Annotated in this window: 21 protein-coding genes; 10 read left to right on the plus strand and 11 right to left on the minus strand. The window is 60.7% G+C overall.

The window, feature by feature from the left end; genetic code table 11:
* Nucleotides 1-52: 52 nt before the first annotated feature.
* The 4 genes from HU722_RS06775 (at nt 53) to HU722_RS06790 (ending at nt 2,511) form a co-directional block, all read left to right on the plus strand.
* The gene (locus HU722_RS06775) at nt 53-706 is read left to right on the plus strand and encodes a DsbA family oxidoreductase (protein WP_065872539.1); all 654 of its coding nucleotides are present in this window, start codon (nt 53-55) and stop codon (nt 704-706) included.
* Nucleotides 707-812: 106 nt separating this feature from the next.
* A complete protein-coding gene (locus HU722_RS06780; protein WP_065872538.1) occupies nt 813-1,733 on the plus strand; it encodes an arginase family protein in 921 nt (306 codons plus the stop codon).
* Nucleotides 1,730-2,110, plus strand: coding sequence for a DMT family transporter (locus tag HU722_RS06785; RefSeq protein ID WP_065872537.1), 381 nt, complete (start codon nt 1,730-1,732; stop codon nt 2,108-2,110). Before HU722_RS06780 ends, HU722_RS06785 begins: the two co-directional genes overlap by 4 nt.
* Nucleotides 2,107-2,511 carry a DMT family transporter gene (locus HU722_RS06790; protein ID WP_065872536.1) on the plus strand — a complete coding sequence of 135 codons (405 nt, stop codon included), beginning with the start codon at nt 2,107-2,109 and terminating at the stop codon, nt 2,509-2,511. The genes HU722_RS06785 and HU722_RS06790 overlap by 4 nt, the downstream gene beginning before the upstream one ends.
* A gap of 133 nt (nt 2,512-2,644) precedes the next feature.
* Here HU722_RS06790 and HU722_RS06795 read toward each other — a convergent pair whose 3' ends face one another.
* Nucleotides 2,645-3,415 (minus strand): MipA/OmpV family protein, encoded by a 771-nt coding sequence (locus HU722_RS06795; protein ID WP_065945362.1) that lies wholly within the window; start codon nt 3,413-3,415, stop codon nt 2,645-2,647.
* Between the two features lie 229 nt (nt 3,416-3,644).
* Here HU722_RS06795 and HU722_RS06800 point away from each other — a divergent pair, with 229 nt between their 5' ends.
* The 6 genes from HU722_RS06800 to HU722_RS06825 all read left to right on the plus strand — a co-directional run bounded on the left by HU722_RS06800 (nt 3,645) and on the right by HU722_RS06825 (nt 11,007).
* Nucleotides 3,645-4,349 carry an MtnX-like HAD-IB family phosphatase gene (locus HU722_RS06800; protein ID WP_065872534.1) on the plus strand — a complete coding sequence of 235 codons (705 nt, stop codon included), beginning with the start codon at nt 3,645-3,647 and terminating at the stop codon, nt 4,347-4,349.
* Nucleotides 4,342-5,736: an aspartate aminotransferase family protein gene (locus tag HU722_RS06805; protein WP_065872533.1), complete on the plus strand. Its 1,395-nt coding sequence runs from the start codon at nt 4,342-4,344 to the stop codon at nt 5,734-5,736. Before HU722_RS06800 ends, HU722_RS06805 begins: the two co-directional genes overlap by 8 nt.
* The gene (locus tag HU722_RS06810) at nt 5,733-6,641 is read left to right on the plus strand and encodes an alpha/beta hydrolase (protein WP_065880104.1); all 909 of its coding nucleotides are present in this window, start codon (nt 5,733-5,735) and stop codon (nt 6,639-6,641) included. Before HU722_RS06805 ends, HU722_RS06810 begins: the two co-directional genes overlap by 4 nt.
* Nucleotides 6,642-6,726: 85 nt before the next feature.
* Nucleotides 6,727-7,851 (plus strand): GNAT family N-acetyltransferase, encoded by a 1,125-nt coding sequence (locus tag HU722_RS06815; protein ID WP_186752316.1) that lies wholly within the window; start codon nt 6,727-6,729, stop codon nt 7,849-7,851.
* A complete protein-coding gene (locus tag HU722_RS06820; protein WP_065872530.1) occupies nt 7,851-9,620 on the plus strand; it encodes a sensor histidine kinase in 1,770 nt (589 codons plus the stop codon). Before HU722_RS06815 ends, HU722_RS06820 begins: the two co-directional genes overlap by 1 nt.
* Nucleotides 9,610-11,007 carry a sigma-54-dependent transcriptional regulator gene (locus HU722_RS06825; protein WP_065872529.1) on the plus strand — a complete coding sequence of 466 codons (1,398 nt, stop codon included), beginning with the start codon at nt 9,610-9,612 and terminating at the stop codon, nt 11,005-11,007. Before HU722_RS06820 ends, HU722_RS06825 begins: the two co-directional genes overlap by 11 nt.
* A gap of 130 nt (nt 11,008-11,137) precedes the next feature.
* Here the strand turns inward: HU722_RS06825 and HU722_RS06830 are convergent, their stop codons facing one another.
* The 10 genes from HU722_RS06830 to glpK all read right to left on the minus strand — a co-directional run bounded on the left by HU722_RS06830 (nt 11,138) and on the right by glpK (nt 22,702).
* The gene (locus HU722_RS06830) at nt 11,138-11,476 is read right to left on the minus strand and encodes a GlpM family protein (protein ID WP_049709767.1); all 339 of its coding nucleotides are present in this window, start codon (nt 11,474-11,476) and stop codon (nt 11,138-11,140) included.
* Nucleotides 11,476-12,825: a two-component response regulator AauR gene (gene aauR, locus HU722_RS06835; RefSeq protein ID WP_065872528.1), complete on the minus strand. Its 1,350-nt coding sequence runs from the start codon at nt 12,823-12,825 to the stop codon at nt 11,476-11,478. The genes HU722_RS06830 and aauR overlap by 1 nt, the downstream gene beginning before the upstream one ends.
* A complete protein-coding gene (gene aauS / locus HU722_RS06840; RefSeq protein WP_065880102.1) occupies nt 12,822-14,723 on the minus strand; it encodes a two-component sensor histidine kinase AauS in 1,902 nt (633 codons plus the stop codon). The genes aauR and aauS overlap by 4 nt, the downstream gene beginning before the upstream one ends.
* 206 nt (nt 14,724-14,929) lie before the next feature.
* Nucleotides 14,930-15,664, minus strand: coding sequence for an amino acid ABC transporter ATP-binding protein (locus HU722_RS06845; RefSeq protein WP_049709764.1), 735 nt, complete (start codon nt 15,662-15,664; stop codon nt 14,930-14,932).
* A complete protein-coding gene (locus HU722_RS06850) occupies nt 15,661-16,332 on the minus strand; it encodes an amino acid ABC transporter permease (RefSeq protein WP_065872526.1) in 672 nt (223 codons plus the stop codon). The genes HU722_RS06845 and HU722_RS06850 overlap by 4 nt, the downstream gene beginning before the upstream one ends.
* Nucleotides 16,332-17,078, minus strand: coding sequence for an amino acid ABC transporter permease (locus HU722_RS06855; RefSeq protein WP_065872525.1), 747 nt, complete (start codon nt 17,076-17,078; stop codon nt 16,332-16,334). Before HU722_RS06855 ends, HU722_RS06850 begins: the two co-directional genes overlap by 1 nt.
* 193 nt (nt 17,079-17,271) lie before the next feature.
* The gene (locus HU722_RS06860) at nt 17,272-18,198 is read right to left on the minus strand and encodes a glutamate/aspartate ABC transporter substrate-binding protein (protein ID WP_186752315.1); all 927 of its coding nucleotides are present in this window, start codon (nt 18,196-18,198) and stop codon (nt 17,272-17,274) included.
* A 304-nt stretch (nt 18,199-18,502) separates the two neighbouring features.
* Nucleotides 18,503-20,041 (minus strand): glycerol-3-phosphate dehydrogenase, encoded by a 1,539-nt coding sequence (gene glpD, locus HU722_RS06865; protein ID WP_065872524.1) that lies wholly within the window; start codon nt 20,039-20,041, stop codon nt 18,503-18,505.
* A gap of 304 nt (nt 20,042-20,345) precedes the next feature.
* On the minus strand, nt 20,346-21,101 hold the full coding sequence (locus tag HU722_RS06870) for a DeoR/GlpR family transcriptional regulator (RefSeq protein WP_049709759.1): 756 nt from the start codon (nt 21,099-21,101) through the stop codon (nt 20,346-20,348).
* Between the two features lie 95 nt (nt 21,102-21,196).
* Complete coding sequence (gene glpK / locus HU722_RS06875) at nt 21,197-22,702, minus strand: glycerol kinase GlpK (protein ID WP_065872523.1); 1,506 nt, start codon at nt 22,700-22,702, stop codon at nt 21,197-21,199.
* Nucleotides 22,703-22,729: the final 27 nt, after the last annotated feature.

Raw genomic sequence — 22,729 nt, forward strand, 5'->3', positions numbered from 1 at the left:
TGGTGTATCGTGCACCCTTTACGGCGTATTGAAGCCTGCGAGGTTGCCTACCATGAGTACTCCCCTGAAAATCGATTTCGTCAGCGACGTGTCCTGCCCCTGGTGCATCATCGGCCTGCGCGGCCTGACCGAAGCCCTCGACCAGCTTGGCGCCGAAGTACAGGCCGAGATCCATTTCCAGCCGTTTGAGCTGAACCCGAACATGCCCGCCGAGGGCCAGAACATCGTCGAGCACATCACCGAAAAATACGGCTCCACTGCCGAAGAGTCCCAGGCAAACCGTGCGCGAATCCGCGACATGGGGGCTGAGTTGGGCTTTGCTTTTCGCACCGATGGTCAGAGCCGTATCTACAACACCTTCGACGCCCATCGCCTGCTGCATTGGGCCGGGCTGGAAGGCTTGCAGTACAACCTCAAGGAAGCGCTGTTCAAGGCGTATTTCACCGATGGGCAGGACCCTTCCGATCATGCGACGCTGGCGATCATCGCCGAAAGCGTTGGCCTGGATATCAAACGTGCGGCCGAGATTCTTGCTTGCGATGAATACGCCGCCGATGTCCGCGAACAGGAACAGCTGTGGACTTCCCGTGGCGTGACCTCGGTGCCGACCATTGTGTTCAACGATCAGTACGCCGTCAGCGGTGGCCAACCGGCCGAGGCATTTGTCGGCGCGATTCGGCAGATCATCAGCGAAGCCAAATCCTAAAGTCGAGCGCAGTTCAAAGTGTGGGAGCGGGCTTGCTCATTGTCTTCAAGATAGGCGCTGGCCCGTCCCTTGCATTGACCCCCTAAAGCCCTAGGGGAACACTGCCTTGAACATTCTTGACCTCGACCACAGCCTCACCGGCCAGGCGCCGATTGCCCGGCGTTTGGCCAGCGGCCGTGCCACGCGTATCGACCTGCTGGACCTGGGCCCCAAGCTGCGCCTGTGGTCCACCGAAAAAACCTGGAAGCGCTTCGCTGAACGCCTGGCCCTGCGGCCTCGGCCTAAGGATGCGCGGCCGGAAATCCTGTTTGTCGGCTCCGGCGATTATCACCACCTGACGCCGGCGTTTCTCGCCGACTTGAAAGAACCCATCAGCCTGATCCACTTCGACAACCACCCCGACTGGGTGCGCTTTGCGCCCAAACGTCACTGTGGCTCCTGGGTCAACCGTGCGCTGAAAATGCCGGCGATCAAACGCATCGTCACCCTCGGCCCGTGCAGCGATGACCTGCATAACCCACAACTGCGTGGCGGCAACCTCGGTGCCCTCAAGCGCGGGCACTTGCAGCTGTTTCCCTGGCAGCATCCGCCGTCGAAAGTTTGGGGGCGGGTGGGGGATGGCGCCGGCCATCAGCAGCGCGAAGACCATTTGCATTGGCGCAACCTGGCCGAGCTGGACTGGACCGCGTTCCTCGATCAGATGATCAGCAGCCTGCCCACCGAAGCGATCTGGATCACCCTCGACAAGGATGTGCTGGCCAGCGAAGACGCGGCCACCAACTGGGACCAGGGCGGCATGCGCTTGACCCACCTGCTGCAAGCCCTGCGGGCGTTGGCGGCGCGCAAACGCATCATCGGTATCGACGTGTGCGGCGAGTTCGCCACACCGGCGTTCAGCAATGCGTTCAAGCGCTGGGAGGCCAAGTCCGACCAGCCACCGCCCGAGCGCTGGAGCGCAGAGGATCTGCAGCGCAATGCGGCGACCAATGAAGCCCTGATCGACCTGTTTGAGGAGCTGTTTCCGTGACGTTGACGGTGGTGTTGCTGGTGGCGTTTTCCATCGTGCTCGATGTGATCGGCCAACTGTGTTTCAAGCTCGGCCTGGACCGTTTACCCGAGCTGGACGGCGGTTTCCGCCTGAACGCGTTCTGGGGCCAGGTGTTTAATGCGCCGTTGCTGTGGGCGGGGATCGGTGCGTATGTCGTCGAGTTTTTCGTCTGGCTTGAAGCCCTGTCGCGTGCGCCGCTGAGCCTGCTGTTTCCAGCGGCGGCGCTCGCCTATTGCGGGGTGGTGCTGGCGGGCAAGGTGGTGCTGGGCGAAACCGTCAGCCGCCGCCGTTGGATGGGCACGCTGGTGATTACGTTGGGTGTGATGTTGGTGGCAATTGCAGGGAGTCAGGCATGAATACGCAAATGATGAATACCGGATGGCTGCACGGGCGCTTCGGCACTGTGGTGTTGTGGGCCTTGTTGATCTGCACCGAAAGCGCTGGCCAGTTGTTTACCAAAGTGGCCGGTAATCAATTGGGGCAGATGGATTTCAACTGGCAATGGCTGGGTGAGGTGGCCCGCAACCCAGGCATTCTGGCGGCGATAGCCTGCTACATCGGCGCGTTCTTCGTGTGGATGCTGATCCTGCGGCGCAGCAGCCTGTCCCTGGCGTTCCCGCTGAGCTCACTGGTGTTTGTGGTGGTGTTGCTCGGTTCGTGGCTGGGGCTGGGGGAACACATCAGCCCGCTGCACTGGGTGGGGGTAGCGGTGATTATTGGCGGGATTGCTTTGCTGGCGGAAGGCGAAGAGAACTGAGGTCTCTCTCACTCTCTCGTAGCAGCTGTCGAGCCCCAGCGAGGCTGCGTCAGGCGCGACTCGATCCTGAATCGGCAGCGCGTCCGACGCAGCCTCGCTGGGGCTCGACAGCTGCTACGGAATTGGGGGTGATTCAGTCGAATTTGTAGCTGATCGCCGTCTGCACCTGGCCCTGATTCACGTCGCCGGTTTGCTTGACGATGCTGCTGTCCGCCGCCGAGCCCACCAAATGCACCCAACTGGCACTGGTCAGCAGCGACCATTTTGCGTCCAGCGGGAACTCGAAACTCTGGGTCAGCGTCACGTTCTGGAAACCACCACTGGCGTTGTACGGGCGAATCCCGGAGGCCGCGGATTCATTGGCATCTACCCCAAAATACGTCTGGGTCTGGCGCGCGTCGGCGAAGTTCGCCGCCAGGCCGGTGCTGCCGATGATCCCGCCGCCCAGTGGGTACCCGAGTTCGCTGCCGAGCTTGCCCAGCGCGCCGCTTTGCGAATGCCCGCCGCCCACGGCCTGGCCCAGCCGCGCATAGATGCGCCAGAAATCGGCGGGCGCGTACTGGATGAAGCCGCCTATCTCAGCCATGTCCGATACATTGCGCAAACCTTGCAGCGAGCCGTTGGAGGTGCGTCCTTGCAGGTAATTGATATAGGGGCCGGCGGTGAGACCGTTGGTGTTCAGCGCGCTCCAGGTCAAGCCGTCATCGGTGCTCAGGCTGACATCGCCCCAGTCCAGATCCAGGTACGGCACGGGCCGTGTTTCATAGCGGCTGCCGGTGGGGTCGTGGGGCTGGTAGCTGAAGCCCGCGCCCACTTCGCCAGTGATTGCATCGGCCCGGACCGTGCTGGAGAAGCCGCACAGCCCCAGTAAACCGGCGAATACAGCAGAAGTAGCCTTGAGCATGGAGCCGTTTCCTCGTCTGGATAGGCACGCATGAACGCGCGAAGGGCCCTCCGTACGCAAGCACTCATCTTGTTTGTAGCAAGCTACAAAAATTGTAGCTTGCACGACACATATTGCCTCGGCACATCAGGCAAAGCCCCGGCCCCGCTGGGCGCCGGCCAGTTGGCACACTCCCTGCTCTACCCCCTTGTGCAAGCGCACTGAGCGCGCCCCTACAAGGTAAACGTAGATGATCCACTGGCATATCGTGTGTGATTTCGACGGGACCATTACTCCCACCGATGTCATCGACAACGTCCTCCAACGCTTCGCCGGCCCCGAGTGGGAAACCATCGAACAGGAATGGCTGGATGGGCACATCGGTTCACGCGAATGCCTGAGCCGCCAACTGGCGCTGATCAAGGCAACGCCCTCCGAACTGCTGGCGTATTTCGACAGCGTCGAGATTGACCCGGACTTCCCGGACTTCGTCGATCACGTGATCGGCCTGGGCGCGTCCATTGAAGTGGTCAGTGACGGCATCGAGCAGGGCATCGCGCGGATCCTCTCGCGCAACTACGTGACCTTGCTGCCGATCCTCGCCAACCGCCTGCGCCAGGTCGACCAGAACAGCTGGCGCATCGACTTCCCGTACGCCAGCGACGCCTGCCGTGCCGCTTCCGGCAACTGCAAGTGCAAATCCACCCCGCGCCACAAACGCGTGCTGGTGATCGGCGACGGCAAGTCCGACATGTGCGTGGCCTCCACCGCCGACTTCGTCTTCGCCAAGGGCAGCCTCGCCGACTACTGCGTGGCCAACCACATCCCTCACGCGCGCTTCGACACCTTTGCCGAAGTGCCTGCATTGCTGGCGCTGCTGCCACAAGGCATCGCCGCCAACGCCACCACCTTCAACACCTCTTCCGACAATCAGGAACTCTTCCACCATGTCTGATATCCGTATCGCTACCGCCGAAGACCAGATCCTTCTGGATAAAGAAGCCAAATACTGCTCCTACGGCGACACCGTCCACTACATCGAGCCGCCGCGTATTTTCAGCCGTTGCGAAGGCTCCTACGTGTGGGACACCGAGGACCAGGCCTACCTCGACCTGCAAATGTGGTACTCGGCGGTCAACTTCGGCTACGCCAACCCGCGCCTGAACAATGCGTTGAAACAGCAGATCGACACCCTGCCGCAAATCGCCAGCCAGTACCTGCACAAGGGCAAGATCGAGCTGTCGGAAATGATCGCGGTGGACGCCAAGAAGAAGTTCGGCCTCGACGGTCGCGTGCACTTCAACGTGGGCGGTTCGCAGTCCATCGAAGACTCCTTGAAGGTGGTGCGTAACGCTTCCAACGGCAAGAGCCTGATGTTCGCCTTCGAAGGCGGCTACCACGGCCGTACGCTCGGCGCGTCGTCGATCACCTCGAGCTTCCGCTACCGTCGCCGCTACGGCCACTTTGGTGAGCGCGCCAACTTCATTCCGTTCCCGTACCACTTCCGCGGCCCTAAAGGCATGACCAAGGAAGAATACGGCAGCCAGTGTGTGCAGCAATTCGCCCGCTTGTTCGAGACCGAATACAACGGCGTCTGGGACCCGAAAACCAATCAGTGTGAATACGCAGCCTTCTACGTCGAGCCGATCCAGGGCACCGGCGGCTACGTGATCCCGCCGATGAACTTCTACCGCGAACTCAAGCATGTGCTGGATCAGCACGGCATCCTGATGGTCTCCGACGAAATCCAGATGGGTTTCTATCGCACCGGCAAACTGTGGTCGATCGAGCACTTCGACGTGCAGCCGGACGTGATCGTCTTTGGCAAGGCGCTGACCAACGGCCTCAACCCGCTGGGCGGCATCTGGGCCCGTGAAGAGTTGATCAACCCCAAAGTCTTCCCACCAGGCTCGACCCACTCCACCTTCGCCTCCAACCCGTTGGGCACGGCGGTGGGCCTGGAAATGTTCAAGATGACCAACGAAGTCGACTACGGCGCGATGGTCATGGCCAAGGGCAAGTTCTTCCTTGAAGGCCTGCAAGACCTGCAGAAACGTTTCCCGATCATTGGCGACGTTGACGGCCTGGGCCTGGCCCTGCGCTGCGAAATCTGCGGCCCAGACGGTTTCACGCCAGACAAGGCGACCCTGGACTACATGGTCGAAGAAGGCATGAAAGGCGACATGGTCGTAGATGGCCAGAAACTCGGCCTGATCCTCGACGTGGGTGGTTACTACAAAAACGTGATCACCCTGGCACCGTCCCTGGAAATCAGCTACCCGGAAATCGAACTGGGCCTGAAGTTGCTCGAACAACTGCTGGTGCGGGCGACTAATCGGTGAGCCAGGCAGAGATCGACCTCGGTGAAGGTACTGCCGGTTTCGTTCTCGGTGAAGGTCCGGTCGGGATCCTGTTGATCCACGGCCTGACCGGCACCCCGACGGAATTGCGCCAGGTCGCCAAGGGCCTCGCCAAGGCGGGCAATTGCACGGTGTATGTGCCCACCCTGGCCGGGCACTGCGGTGACAACAGCGACCTGCAGGCCACGGGCTGGCGCGACTGGTACGAAGGCGTGCGCAGGACCTTCGTCGGTGTGAAACAGCGTCACGAGCAGGTCTTTGTCGGTGGTTTGTCGATGGGCGCGGTGATGTCGATGTACCTGGCGTCGGAGCATCCAGGCCAGGTCGCCGGCTTGCTGATGTACTCCACCACGCTCAAGTACGACGGCTGGAGCATCAACAAAATGGCGTTCATCACGCCGTTGCTGATCCGTATTCCGTTCGGCGTGCGCCTGTTCCGGTTTACCGAGAAACCGCCCTACGGCATCAAGAACGAACGCCTGCGGGCCATCGTTGAACGGCAGATGAAAGAGGGCGAAAGCAGCGAAGCGGGCTTGTTGACGATGGAAGGCGTGACCGTGCGTGAATTGCACTGGATGAACGCCGTGGTCAAAAAACGCATGCCATCGATCAACGTACCGGCGCTGGTGTTGCATTCCATCGAGGACGACATCACCAGCCGCTGGAACGCCGATTACGTGGAGCGCCACTTGGGCGGGCCGGTGACCAAGATTCTGTTGGACAACTGCTACCACATGATCACCGTCGACCTGCAATACCGCCGGGTGATCGAGTTGAGTGCCGAGTTCATCGACCAGCACACGCATTATGTTCTGCCAAATCGGGTCGGTGTGGGAGCTGTCGAGCTTAAGCGAGGCTGCGATGCAGGCGCCTCGGTCTATCAGTGAAACCTGGGTGATGCTATCGCAGCCTCGCTGGGGCTCGACAGCTCCCACATTGGATCGGCGTTCGCCAAAGAAATAAGGGAAATACGTGATTACCACCCAAGCCTTCCCAACCATCCGGGCCATCCAGCGCAGTGCCTGGAACGACTGTTTCCCGGGCGCTCTGGAGGACTGGGACTATTACGTCGCCGTGGAAAACGCCGCTATCGATGATTTTCAGTGGCGTTACCTGGCTGTCTATGAAAATGGAACGCTGGTGGCGGTGGCCGCCGCGTTCATTACTCATTATCGCCTCGACACCACGGTATCGGGCGCCGGCAAGCGCCTGACCGAGCGTGTAGAGCGGCTGTGGCCCGGGCTTTTGCAGTTGGGGTTGTATGCCCTCGGCTCTCCGGTGGCCGAACGTTGCGACGTGGGTTTCGCCAGTGGTGTGGCAGATGCGCGCCGCCCGCAGATGCTCAAGCACCTGCTGGAAGCCGCGCGCCGGGATGCTGATGACGTGGGTATCGGCCTGGTGGCGGTAAAGGACGCGCCGAGCAGAGACCCGCATTGGCTCGAGAGTTGCCGGGCGGCAGGCTTTCAAAGCATGCCGAGCCTGCCCACCGGCGTGTTGCCGCTGCCTTATGGATCGGTAGATGCTTACCTCGGCTCGCTGGGCAAATCCACCCGCAAGGACCTGCGCCGCAAACTGCGTGCGCCGGGGCCGCGGGTGGAATGGCGGCGCAATATCGACGACGTGTTGCCCGAAGTCATGCGCCTTTACGAAGCCACGCTGACACGCGCCGAGTTGCAGTTCGAACGGCTGCCTGCCGGCTACTTCACCGGCGTGCTCGAGCGGCTTGATCAGCGCGCGGTCTGTGTTCTTTACTGGGTAGACGAGCGACTGGTGGCGTTCAACCTGATGCTGGTGGACGAACACCGGCTGGTGGACAAGTTTTTCGGGCACGACGTCGCGTTCACCCGCGACTACAACCTGTACTTCCGTAGTTGGCTGACCAACGTCGACTACTGTATTCAGCATAATATTGCGTTGTATGAGTGCGGGCAGGCCGGGTATGCCAGTAAGCTGCGCCTGGGCTGTGAGTTCCAGGGTAACCGTGTGTTTTTCCGCCACCGCAACCGGCTGGTCAACGGCCTGCTCAAGCTTGTAAAAGTGTTTATTCGACCGGACCGTTCCGACCCCGCCATGGCTGCTGCGATAAGCGAAACCTGATGATTACCAAGACCCGCCAGAAAGCCCGCCCCTTTGCCATTTCGCGCTGGAGCGTCCAGCGCAAGCTGGTGCTGGCGTTCTGGTTGGTCAGTGTGATCCCGACCATGATCGCGGCGGAGTTGGCCGCCACCACGTTGTCGCAGATCTTCGACAGCAACGTGCGCATCTGGCTGCAGGAATCCACCAAGATCGTCAAGGACGAGATCGGCGATATCCTTCATGACAACGCGCGTATGGCCAAATTGTTCCTGCGCTACACCAGCCCGCCTGAGAGCAAGCAAGCCGCCAAACACGACCGGCTGACCGCCGACATTGCCGATGCCACCGATATCGACGTGGTAGCGTTGATTCGCACCAGTGACCAAAAAGTCGTGTTCAGTACCGCCGCCTCCGACATCGTCAAGCAGATCAGCCTGGCCAAAAATACGGTGTTGCAGACTGTGCAGGTGGGGGGCGTGTCCACCGGCATCGTGGTCTCGACGTTCGAGACCTCCCAGGACGGCGTTGATTACGAGCTGCTGGTCGGGACTTACCTGGACAGCAGTTTCCTCACCAGCGTGGCCGATGTGCATTCCCTCGACCTGCGCCTGTACCTGGCCAACCCGGACGGTTTTTCCGAGATTTTCTCGACCCAACGGTTTGAGGATCACCCTTCGCGCATCCCCAAGAACGTCGAAACCGCGATGCGCGCCACAAGGCAGCCCAGCGAGCAGTTCACCAATAACTACAGCGGTTTGTACTGGCCGATCTTCAATGATGCCGGTGACCTGCAAGGCGTGATTTTCAGCGGCCTGCTGCGCCACACCAGCCTGGTTGGGCTGGTGAACCAGAGCAATCTGTTCGTGCTGATCTTCCTGCTCAGTTCGGCGCTGTCGTTGGCGGCCGGGGTGTTGGTGTCGCGACGCCTGACCAAGCCTTTGCGCGACCTGTCCCAAGGTGTAAATGCGGTGATTTCCGGCGACTACGCGCACCGCGTGGAGGTCAGCGGCGGCGACGAGCTGGCGCAGTTGAGCAGCACCTTCAACCATATGACCGAGCGCCTGGGCGAGTTGCATCACCTTGAAGCCCAGTTGCGTCGACGTGATCGCCTGCACGCCTTGGGTGAAGTCGCCATGGGCCTGGCGCACGAGATCCGCAACCCACTGGGGATCATCAAGACGGCGACGCAACTGCTGCACCGTCGCGCTGACCTGGCGGAAACCGACAAGCGTCACCTGGAATACGTGATCAGTGAAGTCAGCCGCATCAACGACCTGATCACCGAGTTTCTCGACTTTGCCAAGCCCAACCCGCCGTTGCGCGTGCTGCAGCCAACGCGACCCTTGGTGGAGGAAATCCTCGGCTTCTGCGGCCCGGAATTGGCCACCCATAACATCGATGCACACATCGATGACCAGGCGCCGGGGGCGACGATTTACGCGGATGCCAAGCAGCTCAAACAGGCGTGCCTCAACCTGATTCTCAACGCCATCGACGCAATGCCCGAAGGCGGGCGCCTGACCCTGGGCATTCGCACCGTGGGCGAAAATACGGTGATCAGCATCGCCGACACTGGCCAGGGCATTCCGGCGGAAATGGTCGAGCGTATCTTCACGCCATTCGTCACCACCAAGGCTTCCGGCACCGGCCTGGGCCTGGCTAAAGTCTATTCGATCATGGAAAGTCACGACGGCAGCATCGAATGTGCCAGCGAGAAAGATGCCGGCGCCACGTTCAGCCTGTACATTCCGGCGATGGGCGAAGACGACGAGGACAGTCATGACGCATAACATTCTGGTAGTCGACGACGAACCCAAGCTCTGCGACCTGCTCGCCTCGGCCCTGGGCCAGAACGACGTGCAGGTGTTTATCGCCGGCAACGGCCTGCACGCGCTCAAGGTGCTGGAGCAGGAAGACATCGACCTGGTGATCAGCGACTGGCGCATGCCCGGCATGGACGGGCCGGCGCTGCTGGCCGAGATCAAGGTGCGCTACCCGCACGTGCCGGTGATTGTGATGACCGCCTACAGCACGGTGAAAAACGCCGTGCAGTCGATGCGCAACGGCGCCTACGACTACATCGCCAAGCCATTCGATATCGATGAGCTGGACATCACCGTGGCCAAGGCCCTGCAATTTCGCGACATCATGCGCGACAACGCACGCCTGCGTGCCGAGCTGGATGAGCACGCGCAGTTCGACAGCCTGGTGGGCGACAGCCCGGCGTTTCGCAAGGTGCTGCAGGCAGTGGACTCGGTGCGTGACAGCAGCGCCACCATCCTACTGACGGGTGAAAGCGGCACTGGCAAGGAAATGGTCGCCCGCGCCATCCACAAACACGGCTGCCGGGCTGACAAACCGTTCGTGGCAGTCAATTGCGCGGCGATCCCGGAAGGCTTGCTGGAAAGCGAAATGTTCGGCCATCGCAAAGGCGCGTTTACCGGCGCTGTGGCTGATCGGGTAGGGCGCTTCCAGCAGGCTGATAAAGGCACCTTGTTTCTGGATGAAGTGGGCGATATGCCCCTGGCGTTACAGGCCAAGATCCTGCGCGCCTTGCAGGAACGGGTGATCGAACCGGTGGGCGACCCCCGCGAGCGCAAGGTGGATGTGCGGGTAATCGCCGCCACCAATAAGAACCTGCTGGAGGCGGTGGCTAACAAAGAGTTTCGCGAAGACCTGTATTACCGCCTCAACGTGTTCCCGATTCCTTTGCCGGCGTTGCGCGAGCGTGTGGAGGACATTGCGCCCCTGGCTCGTCACTTCGCCCAGACCCTCAGTGCCACTGCCGGCAAGCGCATTACGGGTTTCAGTGCCGAAGCGTTGCAGGCGATGGCGGCGTATCACTGGCCGGGCAATATTCGTGAATTGCAGAACTGCGTGGAGCGGGCGACCATCGTGGCCGCGTCACCCGTGATCGAAGATATCGACCTGCCGGGTTATTTGTTTGCCTCGACGCCGAGCGAGGGCGGCGTGACTGCGATCCTCAGCGACGGGCCGGGGATTCCTCAGGATCTGGATGCGGCGCTGGCAGAGGTGGAGAAGGCCTACATACTCGCGGCGTTGCAAGAAAGCAATGGCGTGCAGGCTGCGGCGGCGGCGAAGATCGGGATATCCGAGAGGAGTTTCTGGTACCGCCTGAAGAAGCTGGGGATTCAAGTGGACAAAATAGTCCGCTGACCTACCTGACACACCTCAATTCAAATGTGGGAGCTGGCTTGCCTGCGATAGCGGTGTATCAGCCAACTCGTCTGGCGCAGACATACCGCAATCGCAGGCAAGCCAGCTCCCACAGTTTGATCGAGTTGTGTCAGGTGTGGACGCGTACCCAAATGCTCACCAACACCGTTGCGGCCATCAACCACGCTACCGCTGCTACGGCTAGAGAGGCCTCCAAACGCATCCGATCCACCACCACATACAACGTCGCCAAATACACAAAATACGGAATGATCGACCACATGCCGAACAGGATCGTAGTCTTCAAATCGTCCACCGAGCGGCCCTTGCCGACGATGTAATGCGCGATCAACGCAAAGGTCGGAAACAGCGGTACCAACCCCGCAATGTAATAGTTCTTGGTCTTGGCCAGCGCCGCCAGGATCAGCACCACTGCCGCGCCCAGGGCGGCTTTCAAGAATAGATCCATCAGTGGCTCAACCCATACTTTTTAACTTTATCGAACAAGGTGGTCTTGGCCATCCCCAATTCCTGGCTGGCCTGGGTCAGGTTGCCGCCACTGCGTTGCAAGGCATCGTTGAGCAGGTTGCGTTCGAAGGCCTCCACCGCCTCAGTAAAGGCCAGGCCGTGGTTGCCGCTGCCGGCGCCGCTTTTCTTGAAGGCGGGCAGGCCCAGGGCGAAGCGTTCGGCGACGTTGCGCAGTTCGCGCACGTTGCCGGGCCAGTCGTGGCTCATCAGGTTCGACAGGGTCTGGTTGTCCAACTCCGGCACGGTACGGTCGAAGCGCAGGGAAGACTGCTGCAGGAAGTGTTCGAACAGCTGCAGGATGTCTTCGCGGCGTTCGCGCAAAGGCGGCAGTTCAAGGGTGACCACGTTGAGGCGGTAGTACAGGTCGCTGCGGAACTGACTGGCGCGGCTCAATTCGTCGAGGTCGGACTTGGTGGCGGCGATCACCCGGCAATCCACTGCCACGCTCTGGTTAGAGCCCAGGCGTTCCAGGGTGCGTTCCTGCAGCACCCGCAGCAGTTTGATCTGCAGGTTGATCGGCATGCTTTCCACTTCATCAAGGAACAGCGTGCCTTCGTGGGCGTGCTCGATCTTGCCGATGCGACGCTTGCCGGCGCCGGTAAAGGCGTTGGCTTCGTGGCCGAAAATCTCGCTTTCGAAGAGGTTCTCCGGCAAGCCGCCGCAGTTCAACGCGACGAACTGGTGCGAATGGCGCCGGCTGAAATCGTGCAGGCAGCGCGCGACCAATTCCTTGCCGGTGCCGGTCTCGCCTTCGATCAGCACGTTGGCCGAGGTGTCGGCGACGTTGGCGATCAGCTCGCGCAGGTTCTGCATGGCGGGCGAGCGGCCAATGATGCGGCCCTCGAGGGAGTCGCGCTCGGCCAGCTGACGGCGCAACGACCAGACTTCCCGCGCCAGCCCGCGCTGCTCCAGGGCGCGGCGGGCGACGTCCACCAGGCGTTCGGGGGAGAAGGGTTTTTCCATGAAATCGTAGGCGCCGTTGCGCATGGCGCCGACCGCCATGGAGATATCGCCATGCCCGGTAATCAGCACCACCGGCAGGCTTTTATCCAGGGCCTTGAGGCGGGTGAGCAGCTCCAGGCCGTCAATGCCCGGCAAGCGGATGTCGCTGATCACAATGCCCGCGAAGTTCTCGCCGATGTGCTTCAAGGCTTCTTCGGCACTGCCCACGCCGACGCTGTGGATGTCTTCCAGCGCCAGGGCTTGCTGGCAGCCGAGCAGTACATGGGGGTCGTCTTCGACGATCAGTACGGTGAGGTCGTCTTTAGGGGCTGTAGCGTCTGTATTCATGTCGACTCAGCTTTTTGAGCACCCGCCAGCGGCAGGCTCAGGACAAAGGCCGTTCCACCACTGGCCGGATGTTCCACGGCAAGGTTGCCGCCAGTGGCCGCCGCGAGGCTGGCGGAAAGCGTCAGGCCCAAGCCCAGGCCTTGCTCGCCGGGTTTGGTGGTGAAGAACGGTTCGAACAAATGTTTGCGTGCCTCGGCGTCGATGCCGTGGCCGTTGTCGCGCACGTGCAGGCGATATTTGCCCTCGCTGCTGCTCCCGTCCAGCCACAGCTCGGGGGCAGGTTGGGCCTGCATGGCGTCGAGGGCATTGCCGATCAGGTTGACCAGGATCTGCTCCAGGCGCGTCTGGTCGATTTGCAGTTGGGCGGGGGCAAAGTCACGGTGCACGCTCAGCGACAGACCGTCCAGGCGCGCGCCGAGTACCTGGAACGCGGCGTCCACGGCTTTGACGAGGCTGGCTTCACCCTGGTCGTCACCGCGCCGGGCAAACGAGCGCAAGCTGGCGGTGATGCGGCCCATGCGGTCGATCAGTTCGTTAATGGTCTTGAGGTTGGCGCTGGCGGTGTCCAGGGCGCCGCGCTCGAGGAAACGCACGGTGTTACCGGACAAGGTGCGCAAGGCGGCCAGGGGCTGGTTCAATTCGTGGGCGATGCTGGTGGACATCTGCCCGATGGCCGCCAGTTTGCCGGCCTGCACCAGTTCATCCTGGGCGCGGCGCAGGGTTTCTTCGGCCTGGCGGCGTTCGCGGATCTGGCCCTTGAGCCGTTCGTTGCTGGCGCGCAGGTCGGCGGTGCGTTCGGCAATCCGACGCTCCAGCTGGCTGTTGGCTTCCTGCAGGGCTTCGCGCGCGGCGAGGCGGGTGGCGATGACTTTGCGCCGCTCGTTCCAGGCAATCAGCAGGAACGCCACCAGGCCAAAGGCCACGGCCACCAGAATGCCCTGGTTGATCGCGGCTTGGCGCAGGTCGTTGAGCGGGGTGAGCAGGGTGAAATTCCACGGCGTGTCGTTGAGCGGCCGCGTTTGGGCAAGGTAGCTGACTTCGCGCTCATCATTCACCACTTCGCTATTGGCCGGGAAGGTCAGTTTCTCGGCGCCTTCGTTCAAGCGCTCGCGGGCCAAGGGCTCCAGCTCGTTCAGCGTCGCCCAGTAATATTGCAAGCTGTGGGCCAGGCGCTCCTTGGTGTCATCGCTCAGCGGGCGCACGGCCTTGAGGCGGCGGGCCGGGTCGCTGGAAAGGATGATGATGCCGTTCTCGTCGCTCACGAAGGCCTCGAGTCGCGCGCGTTGCCAGCGTTCCTCCAGGGCTTCGAGGCGCACTTTGACCACGGCGACGCCGATGATTTTGCCGTGTTCTTCCAGGCCGTGGGCCAGGTAGTAGCCGGGTTCGCCGTTGGTGCTGCCGATGCCATAGAACCGCCCGGGCTGGCCACGCACCGCGTTCTGGAAGTAGGCACGAAAGGACAGGTCTTCCCCCTGGTAACTGTCGGCATCGCGCCAGTTACTGGTGGCCAGCACGCGGCCGGTGGTGTCCATCACGTAGATGGCCCGACTGCGACTGCGTCGGTTCAGGCCTTCGAGGTAGTCATTGACGGTCTTGCGGGTTTCCTGGGTTGGGTCGGCCAGCAGTTTGGAGACGCTGGACTCCAGTTCCAGAAGGCTGGGCAGGTAGGTGTATTTGCTCAGCTCGCTTTCGACAGTGCGGGCATGCAGCTCCAGCTGGCGTTCGCCGGTATCGCTGAGGGTGCGGATGCCGTAGTACTCACTGATCCAGAAGCCGATATAACCCAGGCCGATCATCAGGGCGATGATCAACGGCGGCAGGAACAGTTGGCGAATCAAACGTGGTTTCACAGCAAGTGATGGCGGTGCGGCGCGAAATTGGTGGGGGTCGCATTTCATCACAGATGCCTTGGGTCAACCAGCGCTGTCAGCCCTGCTGTAAACCCACTTGTGTGGGCACTGGCTTATGTGGGAGCCGGGCTTGCCCGCGATGCAGGCGCCTCGGTGTCACAGTTGCACCGAGGCGATGCCATCGCAGGCAAGCCAGCTCCCACATAAGCCAGTGCCTGCACTAGCCGGGTTCTCAAAGGGAGAACAATGCTGTTTTAGTGCTGCAGGATTTTCTCAAGGAAGTGCTGCGCGCGTTCGGAGCGGGCGCTGATGTCGCCGAAGAATTCTTCTTTCGGGCAGTCTTCGATGATCTTGCCGGCGTCCATGAAGATCACGCGGTCGGCCACTTTGCGGGCGAAGCCCATTTCGTGGGTCACGCACATCATGGTCATGCCTTCGTGGGCCAGTTGCACCATTACGTCCAGTACTTCGTTGACCATTTCCGGGTCGAGGGCTGAGGTCGGTTCGTCGAACAGCATGACGATCGGGTCCATGGCCAAGGCGCGGGCAATGGCCACACGTTGTTGCTGGCCGCCAGAAAGCTGGCCCGGGTGCTTGTGGGCGTGCGCCGACAGGCCCACGCGCTCAAGCAGTTGCAGGCCCTTCTTGGTGGCTTCTTCCTTGCTGCGGCCAAGCACCTTGATCTGCGCGATGGTCAGGTTCTCGGTGATGGTCAGGTGCGGGAACAGCTCGAAGTGCTGGAACACCATGCCCACGCGTGAACGCAGTTTCGGCAGGTTGGTCTTCGGGTCGGCGATGGAGGTGCCGTCGACCACGATGTCGCCCTTCTGGAACGGCTCCAGCGCGTTGACGCACTTGATCAGGGTGGACTTGCCCGAGCCGGACGGCCCGCACACCACGATCACTTCGCCTTTTTTGACATCAGTGCTGCAATCGGTCAGCACCTGGAAGTCGCCATACCACTTGTTGATGTTCTTGATAGAGATCATACGGCAAACCTTTTTTGCAGACGCTTGACCAGCAGCGAGGCGGAAAAGCTGATGATGAAGTAGACGACACCGGCAAAGATCAGGAACTCATTGGAGCGGCCGATGATGTCGCCGTTCGAGCGGGCGGAGTTGAGGAAGTCCACCAGGCCCACGGTGTAGACCAGCGAGGTGTCCTGGAACAGGATGATCGACTGTTGCAGCAGCAACGGGGTCATCTTGCGGAACGCCTGGGGCAGGATGATCAGGCGCATGGTCTGGCCATAGCTCATGCCCATCGCCTGTGCCGCCGCCATCTGGCCCTTGGGGATCGACTGCACGCCGGCCCGCACGATTTCGCAGAAGTACGCGGCTTCGAACATCATGAAGGCCACGACGCAGGAGGTGAACGCACCGATCGGGGTGTCTTCGCCGGTGATCCAGCGCAGCACGAACGGCACCGCCAGGTAGAACCAGGTGATCACCAGCAGCAGCGGGATCGAGCGGAAGTAGTTCACATAAGCGCCGGCCACGCGGGACAGCAGTTTGCTGGACGACAGGCGCATCAGCGCCAGGATCGTACCCAGGATGATACCGCCGACCACGCCCATGACCATCAACTGCAAGGTCATGACCATGCCGTTCCACAGGCCGGGGATGGCGGGGATGATGCCGCTGAAATCGAAGTCCATTATTTACCCCCCACGGAGATCAGGCCGGGCACCGCGACTTTCTTCTCGACCATGCGCATCAGCAGCATCAGGCTCATGTTCAGGGTGAAGTAGATCAGCGTGGCCAGGGTGAAGGCCTCAAACAGGTTGGCCGAGAACTCGGCGGTCTGCTTGGTTTGTGCCAGCAGTTCCATCAGGCCGATCAAGGACGCCACGGAGGAGTTCTTGAAGACGTTGAGGAATTCCGAGGTGAGTGGCGGAATGATGATCCGGTAGGCCTGGGGCAGCAGCACGTTCCAGTAGATCTGCGGCAGCTTGAAACCCATGGCACGTGCAGCTGATTCCTGGCCACGCGGAAGCGCCTGGATACCGGTACGTACTTGCTCACACACCCGGGCGGCGGTGAACAGGCCCAGGCACACGACGACGCTCAGGTAAGCCGAAGTAGTCGGGTTGAGGTCTTGTTTGTACCAGTCTTGCAGGTTCTGCGGCAGCAGGTCGGGTATCAGGAAATACCAGATGAACAGCTGAACCAGCAGCGGCACGTTACGGAACAGTTCCACATAGCAGGTCGCAATGCCCGCTACGAGACGGTTCGGCACGGTGCGCATGACGCCCAGAATGGACCCCAGCAGCAAGGCGATAATCCATGCCACGACAGCGATGGCGATGGTCCAGCCCAAGCCGGCGATGTACCAGTCGAGATAAGTCTCGCTGCCCACGCCAGTGGACTTGAAGAACACGCTCCAGTCCCAGTTGTAATTCATTAGGGTCTCCCCCGAAATCGATCGATGTACAAGCACCCGCTTGGGGAAGATCCTTTCCCGCCCGACGGTGAACGCCAGGCACACACGATCGGCTCGAAAACCGCCAGGTCGAGTGTTCCAATGTATTGCCAGCAGGTAGTAACAGACGCCTGAGGGAGGGTTGGCTCCCTCAGGACATAAGCTTAGTCAGGTATCAGATTTTTACTTCCGGAGCCGGTTTGTCGCTCGGAGTAGCGATCAAAGCCTTAACCTTTTCGCTCATCGGGAAGTTCAGGTTCAGGCCTTTGGGTGGGATCGGGCTCTCGAACCACTTGCTGTAGATCTTGTTGATTTCGCCGGATTTGTACAGGGCGACAATGGCGTCATCGACAGCCTTCTTGAAGGCTGGGTCGTCTTTACGCACCATGCAAGCATAGGCTTCAAAGGACTGTGGAGTACCAGTAATGACCCAGTCACCCGGCTTCTTGGCCTTGGCTTCTTCACCGGCCAGCAGGGCGTCGTCCATCATGAAGGCAACGGCACGGCCGCTTTCCAGCATCTGGAAGGATTCGCCGTGGTCTTTGGCGGAGATGACGTTCATGCCCATCTGCTTGTCGGCGTTCATCGACTTGAGGATGCGCTCGGACGTGGTGCCAGCGGTGGTCACGACGTTCTTGCCTTTCAAGTCAGCGAAGTCGGCGTAGCTCGGCTGGCCATCCTTGTCTTTCTTGACCAGCAGACGGGTGCCGATTTCGAAAATGTTGACGGTGAAATCAACTTGTTGGGCGCGTTCGGCGTTGTTGGTGGTGGAGCCGCACTCGAGGTCCGCGGTGCCGTTCTGGATCAGCGGAATACGGGTTTGCGAAGTCACCAGGTTGTACTTGGCCTTCAGGTCGGGTTTGTTCAGGTCTTTTTTCAGTTGCTCGACGACCGCCAACTGAATGTCGTGGGAGTAGCCCACTGGTTTGCCCGAACCATCCGCGATGTAGGAAAACGGAATGGAGCTGTCGCGGTGAGCGAGAGTGATGGTGCCGGAGTCGTTGATCTTTTTCAGCGTGCCGGTGAGTTCGGCGGCGAAAACTGGAGTGCTGATCAGAGCAGCAGCGATAGCTGCGCCCAGAATATGGGGAACGATGCGCATCAATACTTCCTCGACATTTGTTTTTTTTATGAAGCCGGCTAAACGGCTCTCTTGTACAGCGAATGCCCGTAACGGCTCCTGAGGCGTCTCAGGCAATCGTCCAAGAGTGTAGAGCATGAGTCGTGCCAGACCGGTATTAAAAGCTTAAAGCTATGATTTTTAAGAAAATTAACTTTATATGTCAGAAAAAACCGTATCTCCGGGTCCGGCAAACCGAATAGGGCTGGCTGTCGCGTTCGGAAAACCGAATGCAAAACAAAGCCCCTGGACCTCACGGTGCAGGGGCTTTTGTTGTTATTGGCCGTCAGGCCGCTTCAATCTTGCTGCGGTTCTGCTCGACCTTGGACAGATAACGCTGCACGTTCTCCTGTTCTTGCGCAGTGGTGAACAGGCCCAGCTTGGTACGACGCCACAGTATGTCTTGAGGCTGGGTCACCCACTCTTCAGCACACAGGTAATCGACTTCTCGGGTATACAGGCCGCCACCCAGGTGCTCGCCCAGGTCAGCGATCGATTGCACGCCTTCCAGCAAGCGCCATGTGCGGCTGCCATAAGTGGTTGACCAACGGCGGGCGATTTCACTCGGTACCCAGTCGAATTTGTTGCGAATGGCCTCGGCCAAGGCTTCTGGCGTGGTCATGTCCTCGCCGCCGGGCAGGCTGGCCCTGGCGGTCCAGCTCGGGCGCATCTGGGTGAAATACGGCGCCAGTTGCGCCATCGCCGATTCGGCGAGCTTGCGATAGGTGGTCAGCTTGCCGCCAAACACCGACAGGATCGGTGCCTCACCCGTGCCGCCGGACAGCGCCAGCGTGTAGTCGCGGGTAATGGCCGACGGGTTGTCCGACTCGTCGTTGCACAGCGGGCGCACGCCAGAGTAGGTATGAACGATGTCGTCGCGGCTCAGTTGCTTCTTGAAGTGTGCGTTGACCACTTGGAGCATGTAGTCGGTTTCACCTTCGGTGATCGCAACTGCAGCCGGGTCGCCCGTGTATTCGCGGTCGGTGGTGCCGATGATGGTCAGGTGGTTCAGGTACGGAATGGTGAAAACGATGCGTTGGTCTTCGTTCTGCAGGATGTGCGCGTGGGCACCTTCGTAGAGTTTCGGCACGATCAGGTGGCTGCCCTGGATCAAACGGATGCCGTAGGGCGAATCCAGTTTCAAGTCATCCTTGATGAACTTGGCCACCCATGGGCCAGCGGCGTTCACCAGTGCGCGGGCACGGATCGAGAACAGGCTGCCATCGGCGCGTTCCATGTTCATTTCCCACAGGCCCTTGCTGCGATGGGCGCTGACGCAACGGGTCTGGGTGTGGATGTGCGCACCTTTTTCGCGGGCGGCCATGGCGTTCAGGACGACAAGGCGGGCGTCATCGACCCAGCAATCGGAGTACTCGAAGCCTTTGGTGATTTCGCTTTTCAGTGGGCTGTCCGGGCCGAACTTGAGGCTTTTAGAGCCGGCGAGCTTTTCGCGCTTGCCAAGATTGTCGTACAGGAACAGGCCGGCGCGGATCATCCATGCTGGACGCAGGTGCGGGCGGTGCGGCAACACGAAACGCATCTGCTTGACGATGTGCGGGGCCTTGGCCAGCAGCACTTCGCGTTCGGCCAACGCTTCGCGCACCAGGCGGAACTCGTAATGTTCAAGGTAGCGCAGGCCACCGTGGATCAGCTTGCTGCTAGCGGAAGAGGTGTGGCTGGCCAGGTCATCCTTTTCACAAAGGAAAACCGACAAACCGCGACCGGCTGCGTCTGCTGCAATGCCGACGCCATTGATTCCGCCGCCGATAACGGCAACGTCATAGACTTCGGCAAGCGGTGGAGCAGGCAAGGTAGAAGGATTCATCGGCTGGCCTCGCGATCTTTTTCGTATTGGAATTCGAACATTAATGTTCATTTGCGAAAATAGTAGCGGATAAACGCGCGCACAGCCACCTGACTTCGATTGAAAAAACTCATCGAAGGGCGGGTAAAGGAAAATTTGTGAACATCAATGGGAGGGCGGAGCTACTTATGTAGTGAGCGGGCTTGCCCCGCGCAGGGTGGCGAAGCCGCCCTGAACCCAGGCGCCGCAGTCGATCAGATGCACCGCGGTGGCCATATTGGGGCGGCTTCGCCACCCAGCGCGGGGCAAGCCCGCTCACTACAGGTCACACTACTTCCAATCTGACCTTATGCTCATTCAACAATTGCACCAGCGCCGGCACCGGCTGTTGGTCGGTCACCAGACAATCCACCAGGCTGATCGGCCCCAGGCGAATCATGGCGTTGCGCCCGAATTTGCTGGAGTCGGCCGCCAGGATGACCTTGCGCGCATTGGCGATAATCGCCTGGGAAACCCGCACTTCCTGGTAGTCAAAGTCGAGCAAGCTCCCATCTTCATCGATACCGCTGATACCCACCAAGGCAAAGTCGACCTTGAACTGGTTGATGAAGTCGACACTCGCCTGGCCCACCACGCCGCCGTCACGGCGCACATTACCGCCCGTCAACAACACGTCGAAGTCGTCCTTGGCGCTGAGCATGGTGGCGACGTTGAGGTTGTTGGTGATGATTTTCAGGTGGTTGTGGTTGAGCAGCGCACGGGCGATGGATTCGGTGGTGGTGCCGATATTGATGAACAGCGACGCGTGATCGGGGATTTGCGCCGCGATGGCTTCGCCGATGCGCTGTTTCTCGTCGCGCATCTGGTCGGCACGCATGGCGTACGCGGTGTTTTCGACACTGGAATCATAGGCCGCGCCGCCGTGGTAGCGGCGCAGCAGATTGGCGTCCGCCAGCTGGTTGATATCGCGGCGGATGGTTTGCGGGGTGACAACGAATAGCTGCGCCATTTCCTCGATGCTGACATAGCCGCGTTCGCGGACCAGTTCGAGGATTTGTTGCTGGCGGGGAGGCAGATTCATGGGGCGTCCTTTGGGCTGCCATACAAAAGTGGCCCATGATGACGCAGGAATCCGCTCCCTGCCAGTTACAACCCTATATGGATCCGGCGCTTGGCTTATTCAGCGCCTTCGTGCGGTTCCCAGTCGCGGGTACGGCTTACCGCTTTTTGCCAGCCGGCGTAGAGCTTCTCCTTGGCGACTTCGTCCAACTGCGGTTCGAATTCGCGTTCGATCACCGCCTTGCCGCGCAATTCATCCAGGCTGCCCCAGAAGCCGCAGGCCAGGCCTGCCAGGTACGCGGCGCCCAATGCAGTGGTCTCGCGCATTTGCGGGCGCTCGACCTGGGTGCCGAGGATATCGGCCTGGAACTGCATCAGGAAGTTGTTGGCCACCGCGCCGCCGTCCACACGCAGGGCTTTGAGGCGTTCGCCGGAGTCCTGTTGCATGGCGTCGAGCACGTCGCGGGTCTGGTAGGCAATCGACTCCAGGGCCGCACGAATGATGTGATCCACGCGTACGCCGCGGGTCAGGCCAAACAGGGCGCCGCGGGCATACGGGTCCCAGTACGGCGCGCCCAGGCCGGTGAACGCCGGGACCAGGTACACGCCGTTGCTGTCCTTGACCTTGCTGGCGAAGTATTCGGTGTCGGTGGCGTCGGCGATGATCTTGAGCTCGTCACGCAGCCATTGCACGGTGGAGCCGCCGTTGAATACGGCACCTTCCAGGGCGTAGGCCACTTCGCCACGCGGGCCGCAGGCGATGGTGGTAAGCATGCCGTGCTTGGATTTCACCGCTTTGTCGCCGGTGTTCATCAGCAGGAAGCAGCCGGTGCCGTAGGTGTTCTTGGCCTGGCCTGCTTCAACGCACATTTGGCCGAACAGTGCAGCCTGCTGGTCGCCGGCGATACCGCCGATAGCGATGCCGCTTTTGGTGCGGCCGTAGATTTCCGACGACGACTTCACTTCCGGCAGCATTTCGCGCGGCACGTCGAGGATCTCCAGCATCTTCGCATCCCACTCAAGGGTGTGGATGTTGAAAAGCATGGTGCGCGAGGCGTTGGTGTAGTCGGTGACGTGGGTCTTGCCGCCGGTAAATTTCCAGATCAGCCAGCTGTCGATGGTGCCGAACAGCAGCTCGCCGTTGCGCGCACGCTCGCGGCTGCCTTCGACATTGTCGAGGATCCACTTGAGCTTCGTGCCGGAGAAGTACGGGTCGGTGACCAGGCCGGTGGCGTCATTAATGTATTGCTCGTGGCCGTCGCGCTTGAGTTGCTGGCAAATCTCGGTGCTGCGGCGGCATTGCCAGACGATGGCGTTGTAGATCGGGCGACCGGTGATTTTGTCCCACACCACGGTGGTTTCACGCTGGTTGGTGATGCCGATGGCGGCGACCTGATCATGGTGCAGGCCGGCCTGGGCCAGGGCCTCGACCATCACCGCGCTCTGGGTGGCGAAGATTTCCATCGGGTCATGCTCGACCCAGCCCGGCTGTGGGTAGTGCTGGGTGAATTCACGCTGGGCGGTGCAGACCACGTTGGCGTCACGATCAAAGATGATCGCGCGGGAGCTGGTGGTGCCCTGGTCAAGGGCGATGATGTAGTTCTTATTCTGAATATCGGTCATGTCGAATGCCTTGGAAAATAAGAAAGT

Source organism: Pseudomonas tritici, from assembly GCF_014268275.3.
GTDB lineage: Bacteria > Pseudomonadota > Gammaproteobacteria > Pseudomonadales > Pseudomonadaceae > Aquipseudomonas > Aquipseudomonas tritici.

Coding starts and splice junctions, on each gene's coding strand:
- HU722_RS06870 (WP_049709759.1), bottom strand. CDS start 21,101: ATGAATCTGCCTCCCCGCCAGCAACAAATCCTCGAACTGGTCCGCGAA.
- HU722_RS06800 (WP_065872534.1), top strand. CDS start 3,645: ATGATCCACTGGCATATCGTGTGTGATTTCGACGGGACCATTACTCCC.
- HU722_RS06820 (WP_065872530.1), top strand. CDS start 7,851: ATGATTACCAAGACCCGCCAGAAAGCCCGCCCCTTTGCCATTTCGCGC.
- aauR (WP_065872528.1), bottom strand. CDS start 12,825: ATGAATACAGACGCTACAGCCCCTAAAGACGACCTCACCGTACTGATC.
- glpK (WP_065872523.1), bottom strand. CDS start 22,702: ATGACCGATATTCAGAATAAGAACTACATCATCGCCCTTGACCAGGGC.
- HU722_RS06830 (WP_049709767.1), bottom strand. CDS start 11,476: ATGGATCTATTCTTGAAAGCCGCCCTGGGCGCGGCAGTGGTGCTGATC.
- HU722_RS06845 (WP_049709764.1), bottom strand. CDS start 15,664: ATGATCTCTATCAAGAACATCAACAAGTGGTATGGCGACTTCCAGGTG.
- aauS (WP_065880102.1), bottom strand. CDS start 14,723: ATGAAATGCGACCCCCACCAATTTCGCGCCGCACCGCCATCACTTGCT.
- glpD (WP_065872524.1), bottom strand. CDS start 20,041: ATGAATCCTTCTACCTTGCCTGCTCCACCGCTTGCCGAAGTCTATGAC.
- HU722_RS06825 (WP_065872529.1), top strand. CDS start 9,610: ATGACGCATAACATTCTGGTAGTCGACGACGAACCCAAGCTCTGCGAC.
- HU722_RS06850 (WP_065872526.1), bottom strand. CDS start 16,332: ATGGACTTCGATTTCAGCGGCATCATCCCCGCCATCCCCGGCCTGTGG.
- HU722_RS06790 (WP_065872536.1), top strand. CDS start 2,107: ATGAATACGCAAATGATGAATACCGGATGGCTGCACGGGCGCTTCGGC.
- HU722_RS06805 (WP_065872533.1), top strand. CDS start 4,342: ATGTCTGATATCCGTATCGCTACCGCCGAAGACCAGATCCTTCTGGAT.
- HU722_RS06795 (WP_065945362.1), bottom strand. CDS start 3,415: ATGCTCAAGGCTACTTCTGCTGTATTCGCCGGTTTACTGGGGCTGTGC.
- HU722_RS06855 (WP_065872525.1), bottom strand. CDS start 17,078: ATGAATTACAACTGGGACTGGAGCGTGTTCTTCAAGTCCACTGGCGTG.
- HU722_RS06860 (WP_186752315.1), bottom strand. CDS start 18,198: ATGCGCATCGTTCCCCATATTCTGGGCGCAGCTATCGCTGCTGCTCTG.
- HU722_RS06775 (WP_065872539.1), top strand. CDS start 53: ATGAGTACTCCCCTGAAAATCGATTTCGTCAGCGACGTGTCCTGCCCC.